Source organism: Paenibacillus sp. CFBP 13594 (genome assembly GCF_014842675.1).
Taxonomy (GTDB): Bacteria; Bacillota; Bacilli; order Paenibacillales; family Paenibacillaceae; genus Paenibacillus; species Paenibacillus amylolyticus_B.
Genome location: NZ_JACYVQ010000001.1, coordinates 1,005,279 through 1,027,297, shown reverse-complemented (window position 1 = coordinate 1,027,297; position 22,019 = coordinate 1,005,279). Strand labels below are relative to the sequence as shown.

Sequence of the window (22,019 nt, the reverse complement as noted above, 5' to 3'; positions counted from 1 at the left end):
GTCACATTTTTTAGATTGTCTGTCTTTTTTTAGACCTGTAAGATAAATGTAAGCGGTAACATAAAAAGGAGGTGGCTGTAAATTGTGTTCATATGACAACAAGCTGGGCAGGATCGAACTGATGATTCTACAAATGAATTTTTAGATAAGGAGGAGTTAATCGAATGATCCGAAGAACTGTTTCCATCCAGAAATCGATGTTTGTATCTTTTTTAGCACTCCTTATGGTTATTTCACTGGCTGTCCCTCCGGCGCCGATACGTGCAGAGTCATCAAGCAGCCTGCCGGGTCGCCAAGCAGAGTATCTTAACCGGGGATTGGTTGCGGTTCTTGTAGACAACGGCGTTTTTCTGAGCTGGAGGTATTTAAACAACGATCCAGATGATATCGCTTTTAATATATATAAAAATGGAACCAAAGTGAACGCATCGCCCATAAGCGATGTGACGAACTATGTGGACACCACTGGTTTCGATAGCTCGCAATATCAGATCTCGACCGTTATTGCAGGCAAAGAGCAAATGCAACCGGAGGTTGTATCGGTCTGGCATAACGATTATCTGCCTATTCCGCTCGATAAACCGGCCGATGGCCGGACCAAGGATGGTGGAACCTACTCCTATTATGCAGGAGATGCTTCCGTAGCTGACTTGGACGGGGATGGCGAATATGAAATTGTTTTCCTGTGGAGTCCGAGCAATTCCAAGGACAATTCGCAGGCCGGTTATACGGGCAATGTCTATATCGATGCCATCAAACTGGACGGCACCAAGCTGTGGAGAATTGACCTGGGAGTCAACATCCGGGCCGGAGCGCATTATACGCAGTTAATGGTGTATGACCTCGATGGCAACGGAAAGGCCGAGGTTGTTGTCAAGACGGCGGACGGCACAAAGGATGGCCAAGGCACGGTCATCGGTGACGGCACGAAGGATTATCGCAACGATGGCGGATACATACTGTCAGGACCGGAATATCTGACGCTGTTTAACGGTGAGACTGGCGCGGCTGTATCCACTGTGAATTATGATCCGCCAAGAGGCAACGTCAACGATTGGGGTGACGGCTATGGCAACCGTGTAGATCGGTTCCTTGGCGCGATTGCTTATCTGGACGGTACGAAGCCAAGTGTCGTGATGAGCCGGGGTTATTATACCCGTACAGTGCTTGTTGCTTATGATTATGTTGGCGGGAAACTCGTCAAACGCTGGACGTTCGACACAAACGAAGTAGGTTCACAATATCAATCACAGGGCAACCATAATCTAAGTGTGCTGGATGTTGACCAGGATGGCAAGGACGAAATTATGTTTGGCGCTTTGGCCATTGATGATGACGGCAGCTTGCTGTACAGCACCGGACTCGGCCACGGTGACGCCATGCACGCTGGCCAGCTCAATCCGAACCGGGAGGGCTATCAGGTCGTAAGCGTGCACGAGCATTCGGATGCAGCATACGGACTGGAGATGCGCAATGCGGCAACAGGTGAAATCCTCTGGGGTGAGAAAACAGGTTTTGACACCGGTCGCGGGATGTCGGCGGACATTGATCCGAACTATCCAGGTTACGAATCATGGGCCACGACCGTTACCAACGGGCAAAGTGTACCTGTAACCAATACCTATTCAGCAGCAGGAGAGGCTATCTACACTGTGGACGAAGGGCCCAAAACCGCCAACTTTGCCATCTGGTGGGATGGAGATCTTCAGCGGGAGCTGTTGGACCATGAGTGGGATAATAGCACAGCCAAAGGAATTCCGCTCATCTATAAGTGGGATTACCAAAACAAAAAGCTGAATGAAATCTTCCGGGCAACTGGTACGTTAACGAACAACCATACCAAAGGCAATCCGGCACTTCAGGCGGACATTCTGGGCGACTGGCGTGAGGAGCTTCTGCTGCGGAGCGAAGATAGTTCGGAGTATCGTCTCTACACAACGACCATTTCTTCAGACTATCGCATCCCTACGCTGATGCAGGACCCTGTGTATCGACTTGGCATAGCCTGGCAAAATGTAGCCTACAACCAGCCGCCTCATACCGGCTTTTATCTTGGAGCGGAAGCTACAGCATTCCCTAAAGCTGATCTGGCGCTGACTCGCGAAGCAGAAATGCCGGAGCAGGTTTACCGTTTTAATTTTGGCACAGAGACTGCGTCAGGAAGTACGAACATACAGGATACGCTCTACGCACAAGATCCGGGATACGGCTTCAAGGATACAAATGGTGTTACGGTAGGGGCAAAACAGGTTTCGGTCCCGGCGGGCACGACATTTGCCGTTGATCTGCCCAATGCGAACTATAAGGTGACGCTGCGATTGGGCAATGATACCAATGATTCGAACGTGGGGGTCAAATCCGAATTCGTTCAGAAGCTCGCCATAACAAATGTGACCGCTGGAACACCACTGGAGTATTCCTATGATGTTGCATTGGTGGATGGACAGCTTGATCTGCTCTTCGCTGGTACAGCCATAGACATCCAGGATGTCATCATCGAAAAATATCCAGAGAAAGCGGCTGGTGCGGCAACAACGATCTATATGGCTGGTGATTCAACCATGCAATCTTACAGTGAAGCGCAGGCTCCTCAAGAAGGATGGGGCCAGCAGTTCGGACGTTATTTCTCCAATGGGGCAGTCGTCGTGAACGATGCGATCGGTGGTCGAAGCAGTAAATCCTTTATGGTAGACGGTCGTCTCGATACGATCCTGCAGCGAATTAAGCCGGGGGACTTCTTCTTCATTTCCTTTGGTCATAACGACGCCAGTGCAGGGATACCGGACCGATACGCATCACCGGAGGACTATAAAATTTATTTGGCTCGTTATGTAAACGGTGCCAAACAGCGGGGCGCTACACCGGTATTGCTGACTCCGGTTGGACGCAGAGATTTTAATACAGTGACTCAAGAATTCAACGTTAGCTTCCCGGCATATGTTCAGGCTGCCAAAGAAGGAGCTGAAGAGCAGGACGTGCCACTGATTGATCTGAGCAAGTTGAGTATTGCTTACTACGACAAAATTGGTAACACAGCTACGGAAAAAGTGTTCTTATATGCTAATCCGGGTGAATATCCAAAATACCCAAATGGTATCAACGATAATACGCATTTCAGCAGCTATGGTGCACAGAAAATTGCCGGACTCGTTGCTGGTGCAGTCAAAGACATGGAGCTGAGCATTTCATCACTGGTCATTGACCCGGATATTTCCGAGCCAGAGCCAGAGCCGGAAGCCCAGCTATATGAGGAGAATTTTGAAGGTGATGCTGCGGGCTACCAATATGCGATGGTCAATGCCACGGGTATTGCAGGGACCATGACGGGAACCGTTGTTGAACAGTCTGGAAATAAAGTACTGTCCGTAGCGGGTTCCGGATCGGGCAATCGGGCCAAAGTATTCCGTCTGTTCGATGCCGTAAACGGCGATCAGGTGAACGTGAACTTTGACTGGCAATCCGGTAATGTGAGTGCCTATCCTTCAGAAGGTCACCTCACAATACAGGATTCTAACGAAAATGCACTGTTCACGCTGTATACCAAAACCGGAAGCACCAAAATTCATTATTTTGTCGGTGCATATAACCCAGACTACGGCACAGGGGATACAGCTATACCCGAAGGGGGAACGGCTACAGATATTTCCAAGAACCAGTGGGTCAATGTGGATGCAACCGTTAATTTTGCCGAGAAAACATTGGATCTGACATTAACGAACCTAGCCGATCCGACAGTTACCCAAACGATTGCAGATATCTCGCTGAGTTCCGCCGCATATGCGGACAACGTCAGATCCATGCGGTTCCTGGGAACGAGAAAAGGCGGTGGAGGCACGTTGAACTGGACTACCCAGATCGACAACGTACGAATTGAAGGCACTCAGCTCTCTTCAGAGAGTGGCGATCAGACGGCCTTGATAGCTCTGTACGATGAGATCAAAGCACTGAATCTGTCGGATTATACGGATGCATCGAAGGCCGTGGTGAACCGGGCTTTGGCAGCTGCGGAAGCCATATTCAATACGGAAGCCACGCAGTCTCAAGTTGACCATACGTTTAACATGTTAACTGTGGCGAAGGATTCATTGACAAGTGAACCAAGCGAAGAGATAAGTGAATACAAATTTGACTTTGGTTCTGGCGACGCAGCCGACGGATACATCAAGGTAGATGCCAAAAGAGCGTACATTGAAGGCAATGGGTACGGCTTTGCTGATACTGCGCTGACCAAAGATGAGAACCGGGAAACCGGAGATTTGCTCAAGGAAGATTTCACACGAGTAAATGGTACCTCTTTCCTGGCGGAAATGGAGCCGGCCAATTATCGGGTAACGATGACCATCGGGGATACGGAGGAATCAACTAGCGCAAATGTTGTTGTGGAGCAAATGACCAAGTTGCCGCTCACAACCGTTGCCAAGGGCGAATTCAAAGAAATTACGTACGACATTGCCCTGATTGATGGGGTATTTAACTTCAACTTCACCGGAAATGCACCGAAGATCAATGCGCTGAAGCTGGAGCGTCTGCCAGATCACAGTGCAAGCGATAAACCTGTTATTTATTTGGCCAGCGATTCCACTGTGGCCAATTATGCGGAGAACTACCGTCCGCAAGCAGGTTGGGGCGAAACGTTGGGTGGATATTTTGATGCAAATGAAGTCAGTATTGATAACCGGGCAATTGGAGGATTGAGCAGCAAGACCTTCCTGGTCGGTGGATATCTCAACGATATTTTACTCGACATTCAAGAAGGCGATTATCTGTTCATGCAGTGGTCTCATAACGATTCCACACCTTCACGTCCAGAGCGTTATCTTACGCCTGAGCAGTTTAAGGTATATCTAAAAGAATACATTAACGGTGCTCTGCAGAGAGGTGCGATTCCAGTTCTGGTCACGCCAGTGAATCGTCGTGATTTTACCGGCGAAGTGCTGAACAAGAGCTTCCCGGAATACGTACAGGCGATGAAAGAAACAGCGCAGGAGACGGAAACACTCATCATTGATCTGAACCAAGCCAGTTGGGAGCATTTCCAGGAGCTTGGCACAGAAGGAACCAAATCGATATTCATGTGGGTAGGTACAACCGAGGACAATACACATTTGCAAATGAACGGTGCAATCAAGGTTTCTGAACTCGTGGCACGTCTTGTGAAGGAATTGAATATACCTTTATCTGATTTTGTTACGTTGGAAGGGGAATCTCCGGAGCAGAAGGCCCCGCATACTACGGCAACTGTGGAAGGAGAATCGCAGAACGACTGGTATACTTCTCCGGCACAAGTAACCTTCACAGCAAGCGATGAAGATTCCGATCTCGAAGGGACCTATTATCAAATCAATGGGGGCGAAACGGTTAGTGGCACACAGTTGACTCTAACTGAAGAAGGTACACATACCATTATCTACTGGAGTGTCGATGTTGACGGTAATAAAGAGAGCGAACAGTCTTTATCCATATCCATTGATCTTATACCTCCAACCATTGAAATTCATGGTCAAGCTGAATACACCATTGATCAGCATGTGGAAATTGGTTATACAGCTTCCGATTCGGTATCCGGTGTGAAAGAACCGGAGGGTGTGCTTCTCGACACTCCTGCGTATACACTGGAACCCGGCCTGAACCAGGTGACGGCAACGGTCTCCGATTTGGCTGGCTGGGAACAGACGGTAGAATATCGTTTTGGCGTTATTGCTACATTCGACAGCCTGATTAATCTGACCAACGCCTTTGCTGATGAATCGATCGATCCTAATGCTGGTGTTCTTGCTGATCAGCTCACAAACACGTTACAGCAGGCCAAACAGGCAGCAAACGATCGTGAAGGAGCAAAAGCGCGTCAATTGCTTGCATCCTACGGTAATGACGTTCAATTAGCTAGAGGAACCGTATTTACGGATGAGCAGGCAAGTGTACTGATTAAGTGGGAGGAATGGCTCCATCAGACAACGCCACTAGCAAACGGTGCCCCTGGCACTCCGGTGTTATCTGATAATAATGGTTACGACACGGGGCTCAAAGACGGAGACTATACAATCACGATGAATCTGTGGTGGGGGAATAACGGCAATCAGTTCAAGCTGTATGAGAATGGTGAATTGATTAAAGAAATTTCTCTGGTCGATCAATCTCCATCCGCCCAATCTGTTCAAGTTGATATTACTGGAAAGAAAAATGGCACCTATATCTATACTGGAGAATTGATTAATGCACTGGGTTCAACCATGAGTGTTCCACTGACAGTCATCGTCACGGATGCTTCTCCGGGGCAAGCCGTTCTGTCGAACGACAACTGGGACGGTGACGGCAACTATAATGTCACCATGAATCTGTGGTGGGGAACAAACGCAACCGAATACGAACTTTACGAAAATGGTGTATTGATTGACACACAACCGCTGCAATCTCATTCGCCTGGTGCACAGTCTGCGGTTACCTCTATCTCTGGAAGAGCACTTGGAATCTACGAGTATGAAGCTGTACTTCGTAATTCTTCAGGGGAAACCAGATCACACAAATTAAATGTGACGGTACGAGAGTAGACTGAAATGTTTGAGGCATTCCATTATCCACAATGAATTAAAGTAGGTTAGGTTTATAAAAAAGTGCTATTCCTCATCCATTTGAGGAGTAGCACTTTTTACTTATTTTGCGATAAAATTGTAAAGAGAGTCCATTTTGAGGGAAGAAGGTGTACTTTGAGCAGCAAAATCCATGAATTTATGATTTGGGCTGAGTCAAACGGTTGGATAATAACTCAGAAATCGAATTATCATTTAGATTTAGATGTCAGTTTCATAACTAGATACAAAGTTATTCCGGAAGAATATTTAGATTTTTTACGTGTGATGGAACAATGCATTACCCCTGATGAAAAGACATGGTTCCTTTGTGAGAGTGAATACAAAAATAGTTCAGATGCTGATTTTCAATGGAATGAATTTGAACTGCTCAGCTTGGAAGCAACAAACGGAGACGATCAATGGAGATCAGAAATAACGACATGGTGGAATCATTATCTACCAATCATGATTTCTGTTAACGGTGTCTATTCCTTCTATGCTATTGACTTATCCAATGAAATAGGAGCGATTGTATATGGAGAAGAACCAGAATTTGAAGAAATTAAAAAAGTGGCTAATCATCTGAATGAGTTTATGGAACTCATTATGTCGAATTCAATAACACTTTATTGAGCAAATTTCGATCTCTTTTAGAGAACTTCATCTATTAATCTCTTAGATGTTACCCTCCTCTATGAAAGCGTTTGACTTATTTGAATATCAATCTATAATGATGAAAGGAAATTGGACTTGGACGAGGGCTATGGAAAAATCGATAATCGGCATAGCTCTATGTATATCCACAGCAAGCTTCCATATCAGGAGGCTTGCTGTTTCATTTTCAGAAGGAGAATAAGTCAGAATGACACTTAAAAAAAGAATCTTTTTATTGTTCTTTCTCAGTGCGTTTATCCCTTTTATCAGCATATTTGTAATCTCTTATTATACTATTGACTCCATCTTCGCCAACAAAATTGATGATGGCATCCGTAGCAATTTACAGCAGGTCACGTCCTCATTGGAGAATTCAATCACCAATATGAATCACGTTACCCAGCAATTGTCCTACAGAGGAACTTTGGGCAAAAGCATGGATGAATTCTTGAATCCGTCCTCTGATATCTTCGAATTAATTGAGGCCAGGGACGAATTAAAGAGCGAGTTAAGTGTGGTCACATTTACCAATCCCAACATCGGACTGACGTTATATTACTTTGAAAAAGAAGGTACTACTCAGTTCGGAAACTTTCCAATTAAGGATCGTTTCTCTCCTGAGTCTCTGCCTGTGCTCTTCCAAACCTATGGCATTAAGTACTATGGCCCCCATATGAGTATGAACCGATTTGATGATCAACTTGTTCTGTCTGCTATGCGTAAAGTACAACTTTCCGAGAGGAACGACGTGTTCATTTACGTAGAATCAGGCTTTCGCCTCACACAGGATATCTTGGGCTACAATCAATACAATGGCGCATTATCTCATCTCATCCTGGATGGTGAAGGCAACATTGTGTACAGCGAAATACCGGAAGCCATGAAGGTAGGGGAGAATTTCTCCAGCTTGACAGTAGATCCTGCCAAGGACGGGATATCCCGGGGGTATCACTGGTTCAAGGAGGATTCCTCACAGAAATGGAGTGTCGTATCGGTCATTTCGCAGTCTCAATATCAACAGGAGAAAAACCAGTGGTTGCTTCAAATTTTGCTGGTCGCTTTATTTTTTCTCGGATTTACCGTGTTTCTCGCTTGGCTCCTGTGGAAGATGGTCTACAAACCACTCGGTCTGTTCCATTCGGAGATCAATGGGATGTCCAAAAATCCACAAACGAAAGGGAACCGAGCTCGCACTCAGATTCCTGAATTTGATTTTCTGCTCGGTGAATTTTCGAATATGCAGCATCAGATTGGTGACCTCTTCAAGGAAGTTCAGCAGAAAGAGAAGATACGTGCAGACCTGGAAGTGGAAAAACTGCTCTATCAGATCAACCCGCACTTTCTGATGAATACGCTCGATACGGTGCACTGGTTGGCCGTCATGAACGGACAAGGAGAGATCGACAAGCTGGTGCAGTCATTAAACAAGTTACTGTATTACAATTTGGGCAAATTAGGGCAAGTCTCCACGATGGAAGAGGAGATTGATGCGTTAAGACAGTATCTGATTTTGCAGCAAATTCGCTATGATTTTGAATTTGACGTCCGTATTACTGCAGATGAACAAGTGCTTCAAATTCCTGTGCCCCGCTTCATTCTGCAACCGCTGGTTGAAAATTCGTTATATCATGGATTGAGTGACGAAGGTTTTATTCAGATTGAAGTAACATGCACTTCAACGTTGAACATTATGATACAAGATAATGGTGCAGGTATGACTGAGGAAACCATTCATAATCTGCTGAACAATCGTGAAGCTGAACAACAAAAAGTAGGAATGGGCATCGGACTCAATTACGTTCACCGCATGTTGAAAGCACAGTACGGGGATCAAGCACAACTGGTGATTGAGAGTGAATTGGGAACAGGGACAAGCATCCTGCTCGTTTTGCCTATTAAAGGAGAAGATATCTCGGCATGATTAAGGTATTAATTGTAGATGATGATAAGTTGGTGCGCAAAGGCATTAGCTCTGCGATGCCATGGAAAGAGTTCAGCATGGAGGTTGTAGGAGAGGCGAGTAACGGGGCGAAAGCACTGGATTTCCTGAAAACCCAACCGGTCGATCTGATGCTGACGGATCTTGCGATGCCCGTTATGTCAGGGATTGAACTGATGCGAGCTGCGAGGCAGCTCTATCCGGAACTTCACATCGTTGTGTTAACACTGCATCAGGATTTCGATTATATCCAGGAAGCACTCAGACTCGGAGCCATTGACTATATAGCCAAAGTCCAGCTGGAGAAAGAGCAATTTGAACATGTTCTGCAACGGATACATACCCGAATCAACGGGTTGACAAACACGATCAGAAAGATGCCTTCGCAGAATGAAATCAATGTCCATTATCAACATGTGTATGCACTTGTTTCACAGGATCGAAAATCAGAGCATAAGTGGCCAATGGAGATAACTGCGCATGAAGATGAGGTAAGGTGGGAGGTTGAGCGGAATAGCTGCATGTGGGCTGTTCACCCGTCGAAAGAGGATCAACTATTTCATCAATTGAAGGAATCGCTGCATCAAGTTCCCCATGGTACGTTGTTGGTTTTGTCTGATGTACAAGAGCGCACATGGTCACAGATCAAAAACTGGATTATGAATTATACAGATACGTCTTTATTCTATGCGTACAACCCCAATAACCAAGTCATTACCGTTTCGATGAATGAGGACAACACATGTTTAAAAGAACCGCAGGATGAAGAGATGGATCGGATTAAGCAAAGTTGGTTCCAGACACCATGGACCCACCACGACAGTTACTACAATCAACTCATTGACCAGTTTATATCATTACGATTACATAAAGGTCAGTTGATGGGATTGCTGTACTCGATCGTTATGGAATGGAACCACCTTTTTGCCCAAACTACGCTTGGAAGAATCGCCATGATACATTCTTTCGAGTCCTGGTACGAGGTTGAAGCATGGATCAAGCAGACAGCTGCAAGCATTCAAAAAGCAGATGAACAGACTTCGTATTCGCAGGAAATCATCGATGCCGTTAAGAAAGCGGTGATGATCGTGCAAAATGATTTGGAGCATCCCTATACAGCTTCAGGTCTGTCGCAACAACTTAACATCAGCCGAAGTTATTTCAGTCAATGTTTCAAAGATCTGATGGGCAAAACCTTTAATGAGTACTCCCGATTTATCCGGGTAGAGAAGTCCAAAGAATATTTGCTCAATACGAATAATACGATTTTCTGGATTGCGGAGCGAGTGGGGTATACGGATGAAAAGTATTTCAGCCGCATTTTCCGCGAACTGACCGGTCTTCTGCCAAGCGAATATCGGCAGCTGGGTAGGGGAAATAAATAGCCGACAGCTCCTGTTTTAGGAGCTGCCGGCTTTTGTTTTTGATTAAGAGTAAGGGTGGTTAGACGAATGTAGATCCGTAGGTAGGGTAAATGCTCACAAGTTAACCATACTTCATAATGCGGACTGAAAAACTGTAATCATTTCTCTATCCAAACGGACGTGTAATCCCTATCACGATGGGGCTTCACTCCATTTTATAATGAAAGCGCAAACAAATATTAAATATCAGAAAAAGGGGAATCGAACTAGATGAGAACAAAATGGTCCATGAAAAGCAAACGGTTGACGAAACGTCTGGCCGTGCTGTCCATGTCTGCCTTAATGGTTGCTGCCCTAGCGGCATGTGGAGATTCTTCCACTCCTCCTACTGCAGAAGAAGCAGGCAAATATGAGGTAACGCCGGGAGATCCGTTCAGTGCCTATAAAGACGAAATTACCGTTACCATGGGACGGGTAACCACAGCCAACCCGAAACTGCCGAGTGGTGATACCTATGAGAACAACGCGTATACAAGGCTGGTCAAAGACACGTTTAACGCACAGATTTCAGATCAATTTGAAGCCAATGGCGAAGATTATAGCCGTCAGGTTTCGCTCGCCATCGCGTCCGGGGAATTGCCAGACATGATGCGTGTTGATTCCAAAGATGAATTGAAAGAGCTGGTGGATAACGATCTGATTGAGGATCTGACAACCATATATGATCAATATGCTACGGATAATATCAAGCAGATATACGATTCCTATGATGGCCGTGCATTAGAAAATGCAACGATTGATGGACGTCTGATGGGACTTCCGGCGACTTCTCTGGATTCCGCACCCACGATGGTTTGGGTTCGTCAGGACTGGTTGGATCTGTTGGGGATACAACTTGATGCAGACGGAGACGGTGCCATCTCGCTCGATGAAGTAGAGAAAACGGCACAGGAATTCCTGGAAAGAGACCCTGGCCAATCGGGGAACCCGGTAGGTATTCCATTTGTGAATACGATGAATACAACAGATTATAATGGTTCTGCATATACGATGCTGGGTGTGGCCTCAACCGAGAGAGCCTTCCCGCAATATTGGATGAATGGTGAAGACGGCAAAATCGTGTATGGTTCCACGACAGAAGCAACGAAGAAGATGCTGGGTATCATGGCGGATTGGTTCAAGAATGGTATCATCGACCCGCAATTTGGAACCCGCACGTTTGACGATATTACGGCACTCTACGCCAATGGCCAAAGCGGTATTGCTTTTGGACCGTGGCATATCCCTGACTGGGGACTGATCAGTGCAAAACAGATGGATAAAAATGCGAAATTCTCGGCTTATACGCTGGAGGATGCAAACGGCAAAGTAAACGTAGCGCATGCCAATCCATCCAATCAGTTTATCGTGGTGAGAAAGGGATACGAACACCCTGAACTGGCCGTTAAGATTCTTAACCTGTTCTACGATAAATTGGCCAATGATAAAGATGCCGCAACAACCATGCCAGAAGCTGCCAAATATCAGGAGACCGGGGTAGACGGATCTACGAGACCTTTTAATATCGAAGTCAATTCGGCTACATCGCTGCTGGATGATTACTCTGACGTTGTTCGTGGGATCAAAGGTGAGATTGGCCTGGATGAGGTTCGAACAACCGAATCGAAAAACAATATCGGCAGCATCAAAACTTATTTGAGCGACATGGATACGGATGATGTGACTGCTTGGTCCAAATATCATTCACGGATCAACGGAGTGGGGCTGATCGACAAACTGACACAGGAAAACAAATTCGTATGGATGACACCTGCTTTCTCCGGCACTACACCAAGCATGAAACAGACGTGGGCCAATCTGACGAAGTTGGAGCAGGAATCGTTTATCAAAATTATAACGGGTTCAGAACCTTTGGATTACTTCGATACATTCGTGAATAACTGGAAAAAACAAGGCGGTGATCAAGTCATTCAGGAAATTGAAGATGAGATCGCATCCAAACAATAATATCCATGCACAGTAGCAGGGCTGCGATAAGCAGCCTTTCTTCAAGGAAAGGGGTTCATCCATGAAACAGGGGAAATTGAAAGCGAGAGGCCGGCTTGGCCCAGGTGCCATGTACCATATGATGATGCTACCAGGCATTTTGTTTTTGCTGGTATTCAGCTATGTTCCAATGGTCGGTATCATTACGGCTTTTCAGGACTATATACCGGCCAAAGGCATGTTTGGCTCTGAATTTGTAGGGCTGAAACATTTCACTTATATGTTCAAGCTGCCGGATATCGCGCAGGTCGTCAGCAATACGTTGGTGATAGCGATTGGCAAGATTTTGCTTGGAACGATGATGGCCATCATTTTTTCCGTTTTGTTAAATGAAATTCGTGTCAAATACGTTAAAAAATCCGTGCAGACGATCGTTTATCTGCCGCACTTTCTATCCTGGGTTGTACTGGCATCGGTCGTTGTCAACATGTTCAGTCTGGATGGCATTGTGAATCAAATGTTGGCGTTTTTTGGCCTCGAAAATATTAATTTCCTTGGCAGTAACACCTGGTTCCAGCCACTGATTATAGGAACTGATGTATGGAAAGAATTTGGTTACAGTTCCATCGTCTATCTGGCTGCCATTACGTCCATTGATCCCGGTCTGTATGAAGCGGCAGGAATGGATGGAGCCAGTTGGTGGAGAAAAGTATGGCATATTACATTGCCAGGCATGCTGCCTATTATTCTGCTCATGGGCGTAATGAGTCTGACCAACATTTTGAGCGCCGGTTTCGACCAAGTCTATAATCTGTATAACCCGGTTGTCTATGAGTCAGGCGACATTCTGGATACCTATGTCTATCGGATCGGTCTCGTTGGACGACAGTATAGCTTCGGTACAGCTGTTGGTTTGTTCAAGTCCGTAATCGGCATTGTTTTGCTCTTGTCTGCCAACCAGTTGGCCAAAAAATATACGGATCGAAAAATATTCTAAGGAGGCCAAACCTGTGTCCTATTCTGCAAACTTCAAAGATCGAATTGGCCGGTTTGTCATCTATGCCATCGTCATCATGCTGGCATTGGTCTGCCTTCTTCCGTTATGGAATATCGTTGCCATTTCATTCAGCAGCAGCGAGGCGGTATCCGCAAATGCAGTAGGTCTCGTTCCAGTCAATTTTACAACAGCAGCGTACACCAAAATTATTGATGATGCACAGTTCTGGCGTTCCTTTGGCATATCTGTTCTACGTGTCGCGCTTACCCTTGTGCTTAACATGGTTTTGATTATTTTAATGGCTTATCCGCTATCCAAATCGAAGAGGGATTTCAAAGGCAGAAACATTTATATGAATATCATGATTTTTGCCATGTTGTTTAGCGGAGGCATGATTCCGAGTTACCTGCTGATCAAAAACCTGGACATGCTGAATACGATATGGGCACTCGTTCTGCCAGGTGCTGTCCCCATATTCAGTGTCATCCTCGTGATGAATTTCTTCTCCGCTGTACCTAAGGCGCTTGAAGAAGCAGCGTTCATCGATGGAGCAAATCCCATTCAGGTCTTGTTCAAAGTGTATGTCCCTGTGTCCATTCCTGCGCTGGCGACAGTCGCCTTATTCAGTATCGTGGGTACATGGAATGACTTCTTCAGTGGTTTGATCTATATGACCAAAGTTAGCAATTACCCGCTAATGACCTATATTCAGTCCCTTAACGTGAATATTGCCGATTTGCTTCAAGCAGGCACCAATTCCAGTGAACTCAGCAACCTGACTGAAATTTCGAACAAAAACCTGAACGCAGCCAAAATCGTGGTCGCTGTTATCCCGCTTTTGCTGATTTATCCGTTACTGCAAAAATACTTTGTGACTGGCATTGTCGTCGGATCGGTCAAAGAATAACGTTAAGGAGGTTTAATGAACATGGAAAATAAAAAATGGTGGAAAGAAACCGTTGTGTATCAAATATATCCACGGAGCTTTCAAGATAGCAACGGAGATGGCATCGGCGACTTGAAGGGCATTGTGTCCCGATTGGATTATTTGCAGCAACTCGGCATTGGTGCGATCTGGTTATCACCCGTTTGCAAGTCTCCTCAAGATGATTACGGATATGATATTTCAGATTATCAGGACATTGATCCGATGTTTGGGTCTTTAGAAGATATGGAAACGTTAATTCTTGAAGCCAAGAAACGAAATATTCGGATCATCATGGATCTGGTGTTGAACCATACATCGGATGAACATCCCTGGTTTCAAGAAGCCAAAAAAGGCAAAGACAATCCGTACCATGACTACTACGTCTGGAGAGATGGTGTTGAAGGAACACCTCCGAACGACTTGGGGTCCACCTTTGGTGGTTCAGCTTGGGAATGGGTGCCTGAAATCGGGCAATATTATTTGCATCTATTTTCCGTAAAACAGCCAGATCTCAACTGGGAAAACCCGAAAGTCCGACAGGAAATATACAACATGATCAATTGGTGGATCGACAAGGGTGTGGGTGGTTTTCGACTTGACGTGATCGACTTAATCGGTAAAGAGCCAGATGCAAAGATTACGGGAAATGGACCTAATCTGCATCAATATATCAGGGAACTGAGCAAGGAGACGTTTCAAAAAGCGGAAGACCTACTAACGGTTGGAGAAACATGGGGCGCCACTCCGGAAATCGCCAAGCTGTACAGCAATCCAGACGGTAGTGAGTTTTCAATGGTCTTCCAATTTGAACACATCAGTTTGGATGAACAAGAAGGCAAAGGAAAGTGGGATCTTAAACCTTTGGATGTGATGGCATTAAAAAAAGTGCTGTCCAAGTGGCAGACGGAGCTCAAGGGTGATGCTTGGAACAGTCTGTTCTGGAACAACCACGATTTGCCACGTATCGTATCACGTTGGGGAAATGATGGAGAATTCAGAGTTGAATCGGCTAAAATGTTGGCTACCCTTCTTCATGGCATGCAAGGTACGCCTTACATATATCAAGGTGAAGAGTTGGGTATGACGAATGTTCAATATTCGATCGAGGATTATCGGGATATTGAATTGCTCAACTTTTATAAGGAAAGAATGGGGAAAGGTTATCCTGAAAGCAACGTGATGGAGTCGATCTACGCCAAGGGACGTGATAATGCACGCACACCTATGCAATGGGATACTTCCGATAACGCGGGTTTTACACAAGGGGAACCTTGGATTAAGGTGAATCCAAATTATAAGCAGATCCATGCCGAGGAAAGTTTGAATAACCCTGAATCCATATTTCATTATTACCGGAAGTTAATCCAATTACGAAAAGATCATGAAGTCATCGTATATGGTGATTATCAGCTGATCTTTCCAGAGAACCCAGACGTGTTTGCATATACCCGAACGCTGAATGGTACGACAATTCTTGTGGTATGCAATTTCCAGGGATATACGACCGAACTTCCGCTTCAGGAGCAATTAACAGGGTCCTATCAGCTTTTGATAGCTAACTATACAGGTGAACTATCGGAGAGCGAATTACGTCCATACGAAGCTAGAATGTACCTTATCCATGATTAAAGCATAATACGTTATATAATGTTCAGTTCTCAAGAAAGAAGGATTGTATTCAATGAAAAGAGTATGGTGGAAAGAAGCAGTAGCTTATCAAATCTATCCGAGAAGTTTTATGGATTCCAACGGAGATGGGGTTGGTGACATCAAGGGGATCATATCCAAACTGGATTACATTCAAGATCTCGGTATTGATCTGATATGGATCTGTCCGATGTATAAGTCACCTAACGATGATAATGGTTATGACATCAGTGATTACTGTTCCATTATGGATGAATTCGGCACGATGGCGGACTTTGATCAATTACTGTATGAAGTGCATCACCGTGGCATGAAACTCATTATGGACTTGGTAATCAATCATACAAGTGACGAACACCCGTGGTTTATTGAATCCAGAGCTTCACTGGATAATCCCAAACGAGATTGGTACATCTGGAGAGATGGGAAGAATGGGGACGAACCGAACAACTGGGAGAGCATCTTTGGCGGTTCTGCTTGGGAATATGATAAAGTCTCCGGACAGTACTATCTCCATCTGTTCTCCAAAAAACAACCGGATTTGAATTGGGCAAACAAAGATGTTCGTAAATCAATATATGAAATGATGAATTGGTGGCTGGATAAAGGGATTGATGGTTTCCGTGTTGATGCAATCAGCCATATTCACAAAGAAGAGGGCCTCTTGGACATGCCTGTTAAAGAAGGCGTCAAGTACATCTCCTCTTTTGAAAAGCATATGAATGTCAAAGGAATTCAGAGTTATCTGCAAGAAATGAAAGAGAATACATTGTCCAGATATGACGTGGTGACTATTGGGGAAGCAAATGGAGTTAAGGTAGAGGACCAAGAAGATCTGCTGGATTGGATCTGTGAAGTCAGAGGTAAATTTAATATGGTTTTCCAATTCGAACATCTTGACCTTTGGAAAAACAGCACGGACAGAGAACTGGATATCCTCAAATTGAAAAACGTCTTGACCAAGTGGCAGAAATCCCTGGAAAACGTCGGTTGGAATGCTTTGTTTATTGAAAATCATGATCAGCCCCGCAAAGTTTCATCTTGGGGAAATGACAGTGCTTATTGGTATGAAAGTGCCACTGCGCTTGGTGCCATGTACTTTTTCATGCAAGGTACGCCTTTCATATATCAAGGGCAAGAAATAGGCATGACCAACGTGGCTTACCCATCTATAGAAGATTATAACGACATCGCTGATCGGAATATGTATCAGATCAAACGCGAAGAGGGGATGTCGCATGAGGAGATCATGAACATCATCTGGGCTTCAAGTCGCGATAATTCCAGAACGCCGATGCAGTGGTCTTCGTCCAAACAGGCCGGGTTTACCACCGGTACGCCATGGTTAAAAGTGAATAAAAACTACGTCAATATTAATGTAGAGAAACAACTTCAGGAACCACGTTCTATTCTTCAATTTTATAAACAAATGATTCAGCTGCGAAAAAAACACGATACGTTGACTTATGGTATTTATGAGCTTCTTTTGCCGGATCATCCGAGTGTATATGCATATACACGTACACTGGCAGACGAACAGGTGCTGGTAGTAATCAATCTTACTGAACACATGGTGGAGCTTGAGGAAAATGAGCTTGGCCTCAACTTTTCAGAGATCTGGCTTACCAACTATGAGAATGGCATGCTGCCACTGGTGTTGCGACCGTTCGAAACAATCGTTGGTTTCAGTGATAATGTATAAGCAGGAAACGTAATAAAGCGTCTATATCATGGTCTGAATGATATAGACGCTTTTTATTGTTGTTTGGCAGGAGTATCAAAATTCACCAATAAACCGTTACATTTGTTAACCACATGAAATCAGCTGCGAATATTCGTTTTATTGATGGAGAACATCCGCGTATTCAGAGATACGTTCGAAACGTCCCTTGGCAAACGGGCATAAAGGTAAAATCTTAATACCGTTTTCTCGCGCGTATTCCACCATAGCTTTGATAAGTTCATCGCCAAGCCCTTGTCCTCGGTAAGCATTTTCCACCAAAGTGTGATCAATTATGTATAGCTCTGGACTCGAGATTACATAGGTCATCACCGCAGCAATGTCACCGTTATCTTGAATAAGGAATCTTTTATTGGCAGGTTCATGTTCTACGTTATGCATGTTCATCCTCTTTCTTTGTTGAATATTCACCGTCCAGAAGCTTATACGTCAAAGCTCCGCTTGGACATGTGTCAATATGCCGGGCAATGGCCTCCGAAGTGTCACCATCAGGATCAACCCAAGGACGCTTGCTTAAATCAAAAACAGCAGGGAGGCCCTTTACGCAAATCCCAGAATGAATGCAGACATCCGAATTAAACATGACCTCGATATCTTTGCCGTAGTATAACTTTTGTTTACTCATAATTCCTCACATCTTTCACTGTTGAGTTTATTTACAGATCTATAAGTTCAGGCTTACATGGCAAGCAGTATCTGCTTGGCTCTCAATGTCCGAATTATAAATGAGGAATCGTTAATTAGTCAACGTGACAAATCTCCTAATACGTTGGTGGATGCTGTCCTATACTGATCATTCTCTTCCAGAGGTATTTCTCATCCGCCTCGCACACATCATCTAACAACACCTTTAATGAGATTGTGATTTAGTCACTTCGATCTGAAATTGATCGGAATATGATTTGAGATTGCCTGCAAGACCGGCGAGTTCCCCGGAGATGTTCGACAGTTCGCTTGCCGACCGTTGCTGTTCCACAGCACTAGCCGTGACTTCTTCGGCCATGGCTGAAGTTTCCTCGGTTGCGGAAGCAATATAACTGAGGTTTTGTTCCAGCTCCTGACGAATAGAGTGCATATCCATCGTCCGGCTGTCTAAACTCTGAGCCAACTCATGCACTTCGGTCGATAAGCGGCTAACCTGTCCAAATGCCTGGAGGCAATCAGCGATCTGTTTTTCCTGTTCCTTAACAGCTACCATATTCGCATCAAAATGACTGCCCATCCGATGTATCTCTTGAACAAATGAACCCAGTATCTCATCAATCTCCTGGATCGAACGTTCGGATTGTTGAGCGAGCTGTCCCATTTCACCTGCAACGACTGCAAAGCCTTTACCCGCTTCTCCAGCTCGGGCTGCTTCAATTGAAGCATTCAGGGATAGTATTTGAGTTTGTTTTAAAATGTTGTGAATTTGACCGCTAATAGAGGAAGCGAGTTCGGATTGAGTCGTCAGAGACCTGGAAATATCCTGTTGATGCTCAACACGCTTGGCATTCTCTCGGCCCTTCTCAAGCAGAACCTCATGTTCACGTGTAACTTGTACTTGAACAGAAGATAGCTGCTCTGAAGTATAAGTAAACTGTTTCACATATGAACCTACTTCATCCATTATTTTGCTCAGATTCTCTGAATGCTGGACGGAGTGTTCTGTCTCTTCAGCCTGTTTCATTGAACCTATGGCAATTTCCTCAATCGCTCTGGAAAGTTCTTCGCTTTGACGCTGGTTTGTCTGAGCGGTTTCCGAAATATCTTTTGATGACTGTTGTAATGTATCTGAACCTTGCTGTATTCCCATCAGAATGTTCGTCAATTGGGCAACCATGATGTTAATCAAATCACTGATGTCACCGAGTTGATCATTGGTCATATGTGTGGATACGACTTTGAGATTCCCATCAGCAACCTGTTCGAGGCTTGACTTAATATCGCGTACTTGTCTAAGAATACCTCGTACTACGAATAACATCATGATCAAAGAAAGAATCAGTACAATCACAAAAATCGGGATTATGGTCGAATATGCATTATTCAGAGATGTCGCGGAGACTTGATTCACTGCTCCAGCAGAAATATCAATGCCCAGATAGCCAATGACAATACCTTGCGAATCCTTGATTGGTGTAAAGGAGGACAATAGCTGTCCCCAAGTTGGATCATCTACAATGCCTGTTGTGACGACTTCACCGCGTAACAAGCGTTCCTGAATCTGGGGATTAAATTCCATTGGAGTCGCGTAAGGGCTATATTCCGTATCGTCCCAATCAGCTCCATCTACGGTGTAGAACCACCCGTCTGAAGTTTTGTTATACATATAAACATACAAGGCTCCCGATTGAAGCCTAACTTTAACGAGTTCGTCCCTAAGACTTTTATATTCGTTGCTCTCCTCTGAAGCAGTAGAAGATAATGTCTTAATTAATTCCGACTCCTGACCTAGTTGAGAGGCGGTATTCACAGCCAGCTGCTGATTGTTATGCTGCATGGTCATTAATGATGCATTTTCACTGGAGTCGATGGTGGCCCATATGATTAGACCGCCCATAGCCAGTAGCGGAACCAGAATAATCAAATACAGTTTGAACCTTAAATCCATCTTTTTTTTGCGAGTCTGACTCACGTACGGTTCCCCCTTGGATGTAATAAAGTAAATATGGTTATTCGTATAACCCCATACTATTTATCGTAATATTGGAGGGGGAAATGAAGACTAACACTAAATTTGTATATACATATACGTAGGAGAATATGATCATTTGTGCTACCAGTGCACTAAACCCGAATGTAGAAGTTACGTCTTGCATCAAGAAACGTTGTCATTACCAAAAAAGCTCCACCAGCTTTGGGAATGGCATGTAGACAAGCATGAGGGATATCCTGGACAAACCTCTTTGCATAAGCGAGGGGCTGCCATCATCTTCCTCTCCCCATAGAACTTGAACAGGAACCTTCAGCTCGGGTAAATCTGTTCTATTGAATTCAGTATATTTTGCATTATAGTGAGCTACTTACCCTTTATTTGATCGAATTGATAAGCGGGTTATTTTAACGGAGACTGGGAAAAAATTGTTGCTACATGCCCAAAAAATGCTTGAGCTGTATCATATGATTAAGGAAGTGACTGCTGCACAATGGGAATTAACAGGTAATATCGTGATCAGTATTGGGGAAACGTTGTTGATCTATCGTTTTCCACCTACTATTGAAGAGTTCAAAATGCATTGAAGAGTATCAGATCGGGATTACTTCCAATATTGAATTCTGGAGTATTGAAGCTGTGAAACAGTCGATATTGAGCGGTATGGGCATATCCTTGTTACCTCGAATTACGGTAGAGAGGGAACTGAAGGAAGAACAACTTTCAGGTCAGCAGTACAAACAGAATCTAGCTACGCAGTTGTTATATCCCAAAAACAAGTGGATCTCTCCCCAAGTGGAAGCTTTTATCGAGATCGTTAGAAATCATGCCTCCCTATGGTAAGAAATGAGAAGAGTGTCTTCTGTTAATTTCCCGTTAAAATACTTCTTCCGCTTTAGACAAAAATGAAGAGACTATAGCTCATCACTATGGTCTCTTTCTGCTGGTCATAAAGATTAACAAAAAAGTGCCTGCTCATTTCAACTGTCCTTTATACTCTACCATTGAACCGTTGGATTGCTTCCTCGGTCATCGGCGTGAAGAGATTAACCAGATTACCGTCAGGATCGCGAAACAGCACAGCACGATTCCCCCACGGCATTGTGGTAGGTTCCTTTACCCACTCATCGACAAACGGCTTCAAACGCTCGTATTCGGCATCAACATCGTGGACGTGGAACTCAATAATGACAGTACGATTGTTGGCCGCCACAGCGGAACCAGCGCCAAATAGTTGCACCGTCTGGGAGTGGCCGATCGCTAGAGTGCACGATGGCATAACGAGTTCGGCAAAGACAGGTGCAGGGCGTTCTGCTGAAACACCCATAATTTTCTCATAGAACTCGACGAGACGATCCACGTCATCAGTAATGATGCGCACAGAAGCAAAATTCACGAGATATCATCCTTCCTATAATAAGTAATACATTTTGGATCAAAAACACTTCGTATTTACTTCTACTCCTTTACAATTGCTTACTCCAACTATACAAATACACTACTGACAACAGTATGTCAGTAGTGTTTTATGAAGAAACCACCGTCCACTAGCCATCATT

Annotated in this window: 15 protein-coding genes; 11 read left to right on the top strand and 4 right to left on the bottom strand. The window is 44.6% G+C overall.

Annotated elements, in window-relative coordinates; genetic code table 11:
- Positions 1-164 precede the first annotated feature (164 nt).
- The 9 genes from IFU39_RS04700 to IFU39_RS04660 all read left to right on the top strand — a co-directional run bounded on the left by IFU39_RS04700 (position 165) and on the right by IFU39_RS04660 (position 17,786).
- Complete coding sequence (locus tag IFU39_RS04700; RefSeq protein ID WP_105598854.1) at positions 165-6,548, top strand: rhamnogalacturonan lyase family protein; 6,384 nt, start codon at positions 165-167, stop codon at positions 6,546-6,548.
- Positions 6,549-6,704: 156 nt separating this feature from the next.
- A complete protein-coding gene (locus IFU39_RS04695; RefSeq protein WP_105598855.1) occupies positions 6,705-7,202 on the top strand; it encodes an SMI1/KNR4 family protein in 498 nt (165 codons plus the stop codon).
- Positions 7,203-7,431: 229 nt separating this feature from the next.
- Positions 7,432-9,144, top strand: coding sequence for a sensor histidine kinase (locus tag IFU39_RS04690; protein WP_105598856.1), 1,713 nt, complete (start codon positions 7,432-7,434; stop codon positions 9,142-9,144).
- On the top strand, positions 9,141-10,547 hold the full coding sequence (locus IFU39_RS04685) for a response regulator (protein WP_105598857.1): 1,407 nt from the start codon (positions 9,141-9,143) through the stop codon (positions 10,545-10,547). Before IFU39_RS04690 ends, IFU39_RS04685 begins: the two co-directional genes overlap by 4 nt.
- 249 nt (positions 10,548-10,796) lie before the next feature.
- Complete coding sequence (locus tag IFU39_RS04680) at positions 10,797-12,533, top strand: extracellular solute-binding protein (RefSeq protein WP_091020976.1); 1,737 nt, start codon at positions 10,797-10,799, stop codon at positions 12,531-12,533.
- A gap of 61 nt (positions 12,534-12,594) precedes the next feature.
- Positions 12,595-13,509: an ABC transporter permease gene (locus tag IFU39_RS04675; RefSeq protein ID WP_091020977.1), complete on the top strand. Its 915-nt coding sequence runs from the start codon at positions 12,595-12,597 to the stop codon at positions 13,507-13,509.
- 13 nt (positions 13,510-13,522) lie between these two features.
- Complete coding sequence (locus tag IFU39_RS04670; protein WP_091020978.1) at positions 13,523-14,416, top strand: carbohydrate ABC transporter permease; 894 nt, start codon at positions 13,523-13,525, stop codon at positions 14,414-14,416.
- A gap of 21 nt (positions 14,417-14,437) precedes the next feature.
- Positions 14,438-16,066, top strand: a complete 1,629-nt coding sequence (locus IFU39_RS04665; RefSeq protein ID WP_149846694.1) for a glycoside hydrolase family 13 protein — start codon at positions 14,438-14,440, stop codon at positions 16,064-16,066.
- Positions 16,067-16,118: 52 nt separating this feature from the next.
- A complete protein-coding gene (locus IFU39_RS04660) occupies positions 16,119-17,786 on the top strand; it encodes a glycoside hydrolase family 13 protein (protein ID WP_149846695.1) in 1,668 nt (555 codons plus the stop codon).
- A 138-nt stretch (positions 17,787-17,924) separates the two neighbouring features.
- Here IFU39_RS04660 and IFU39_RS04655 read toward each other — a convergent pair whose 3' ends face one another.
- The 3 genes from IFU39_RS04655 to IFU39_RS04645 all read right to left on the bottom strand — a co-directional run bounded on the left by IFU39_RS04655 (position 17,925) and on the right by IFU39_RS04645 (position 20,442).
- Positions 17,925-18,206, bottom strand: coding sequence for a GNAT family N-acetyltransferase (locus tag IFU39_RS04655; RefSeq protein WP_036615433.1), 282 nt, complete (start codon positions 18,204-18,206; stop codon positions 17,925-17,927).
- Positions 18,199-18,450 (bottom strand): (4Fe-4S)-binding protein, encoded by a 252-nt coding sequence (locus IFU39_RS04650; RefSeq protein WP_091020981.1) that lies wholly within the window; start codon positions 18,448-18,450, stop codon positions 18,199-18,201. The genes IFU39_RS04655 and IFU39_RS04650 overlap by 8 nt, the downstream gene beginning before the upstream one ends.
- Before the next feature lie 225 nt (positions 18,451-18,675).
- Positions 18,676-20,442, bottom strand: coding sequence for a methyl-accepting chemotaxis protein (locus IFU39_RS04645; protein ID WP_223199697.1), 1,767 nt, complete (start codon positions 20,440-20,442; stop codon positions 18,676-18,678).
- 467 nt (positions 20,443-20,909) lie between these two features.
- Between IFU39_RS04645 and IFU39_RS32780 the strand changes: the two genes are divergently transcribed.
- Together IFU39_RS32780 and IFU39_RS32775 are read left to right on the top strand one after the other, a co-directional pair.
- Positions 20,910-21,047: a hypothetical protein gene (locus tag IFU39_RS32780; protein ID WP_223199698.1), complete on the top strand. Its 138-nt coding sequence runs from the start codon at positions 20,910-20,912 to the stop codon at positions 21,045-21,047.
- The gene (locus IFU39_RS32775; protein ID WP_223199699.1) at positions 21,025-21,303 is read left to right on the top strand and encodes a LysR substrate-binding domain-containing protein; all 279 of its coding nucleotides are present in this window, start codon (positions 21,025-21,027) and stop codon (positions 21,301-21,303) included. Before IFU39_RS32780 ends, IFU39_RS32775 begins: the two co-directional genes overlap by 23 nt.
- 148 nt (positions 21,304-21,451) lie before the next feature.
- On the opposite strand, the gene IFU39_RS04635 is transcribed toward IFU39_RS32775, so the two are convergent.
- Entirely contained in the window at positions 21,452-21,856 is a 405-nt protein-coding gene (locus IFU39_RS04635) for a VOC family protein (RefSeq protein WP_105598861.1), read from the bottom strand.
- Between the last annotated feature and the right edge of the window lie 163 nt (positions 21,857-22,019).

Excerpts from the sequence above, each read along its gene's own strand:
- IFU39_RS04685 (WP_105598857.1), top strand. The coding sequence starts at position 9,141 with ATGATTAAGGTATTAATTGTAGATGATGATAAGTTGGTGCGCAAAGGC.
- IFU39_RS04700 (WP_105598854.1), top strand. The coding sequence starts at position 165 with ATGATCCGAAGAACTGTTTCCATCCAGAAATCGATGTTTGTATCTTTT.
- IFU39_RS04690 (WP_105598856.1), top strand. The coding sequence starts at position 7,432 with ATGACACTTAAAAAAAGAATCTTTTTATTGTTCTTTCTCAGTGCGTTT.
- IFU39_RS04650 (WP_091020981.1), bottom strand. The coding sequence starts at position 18,450 with ATGAGTAAACAAAAGTTATACTACGGCAAAGATATCGAGGTCATGTTT.
- IFU39_RS32780 (WP_223199698.1), top strand. The coding sequence starts at position 20,910 with ATGCTTGAGCTGTATCATATGATTAAGGAAGTGACTGCTGCACAATGG.
- IFU39_RS04665 (WP_149846694.1), top strand. The coding sequence starts at position 14,438 with ATGGAAAATAAAAAATGGTGGAAAGAAACCGTTGTGTATCAAATATAT.
- IFU39_RS04675 (WP_091020977.1), top strand. The coding sequence starts at position 12,595 with ATGAAACAGGGGAAATTGAAAGCGAGAGGCCGGCTTGGCCCAGGTGCC.
- IFU39_RS04655 (WP_036615433.1), bottom strand. The coding sequence starts at position 18,206 with ATGCATAACGTAGAACATGAACCTGCCAATAAAAGATTCCTTATTCAA.
- IFU39_RS04660 (WP_149846695.1), top strand. The coding sequence starts at position 16,119 with ATGAAAAGAGTATGGTGGAAAGAAGCAGTAGCTTATCAAATCTATCCG.
- IFU39_RS04680 (WP_091020976.1), top strand. The coding sequence starts at position 10,797 with ATGAGAACAAAATGGTCCATGAAAAGCAAACGGTTGACGAAACGTCTG.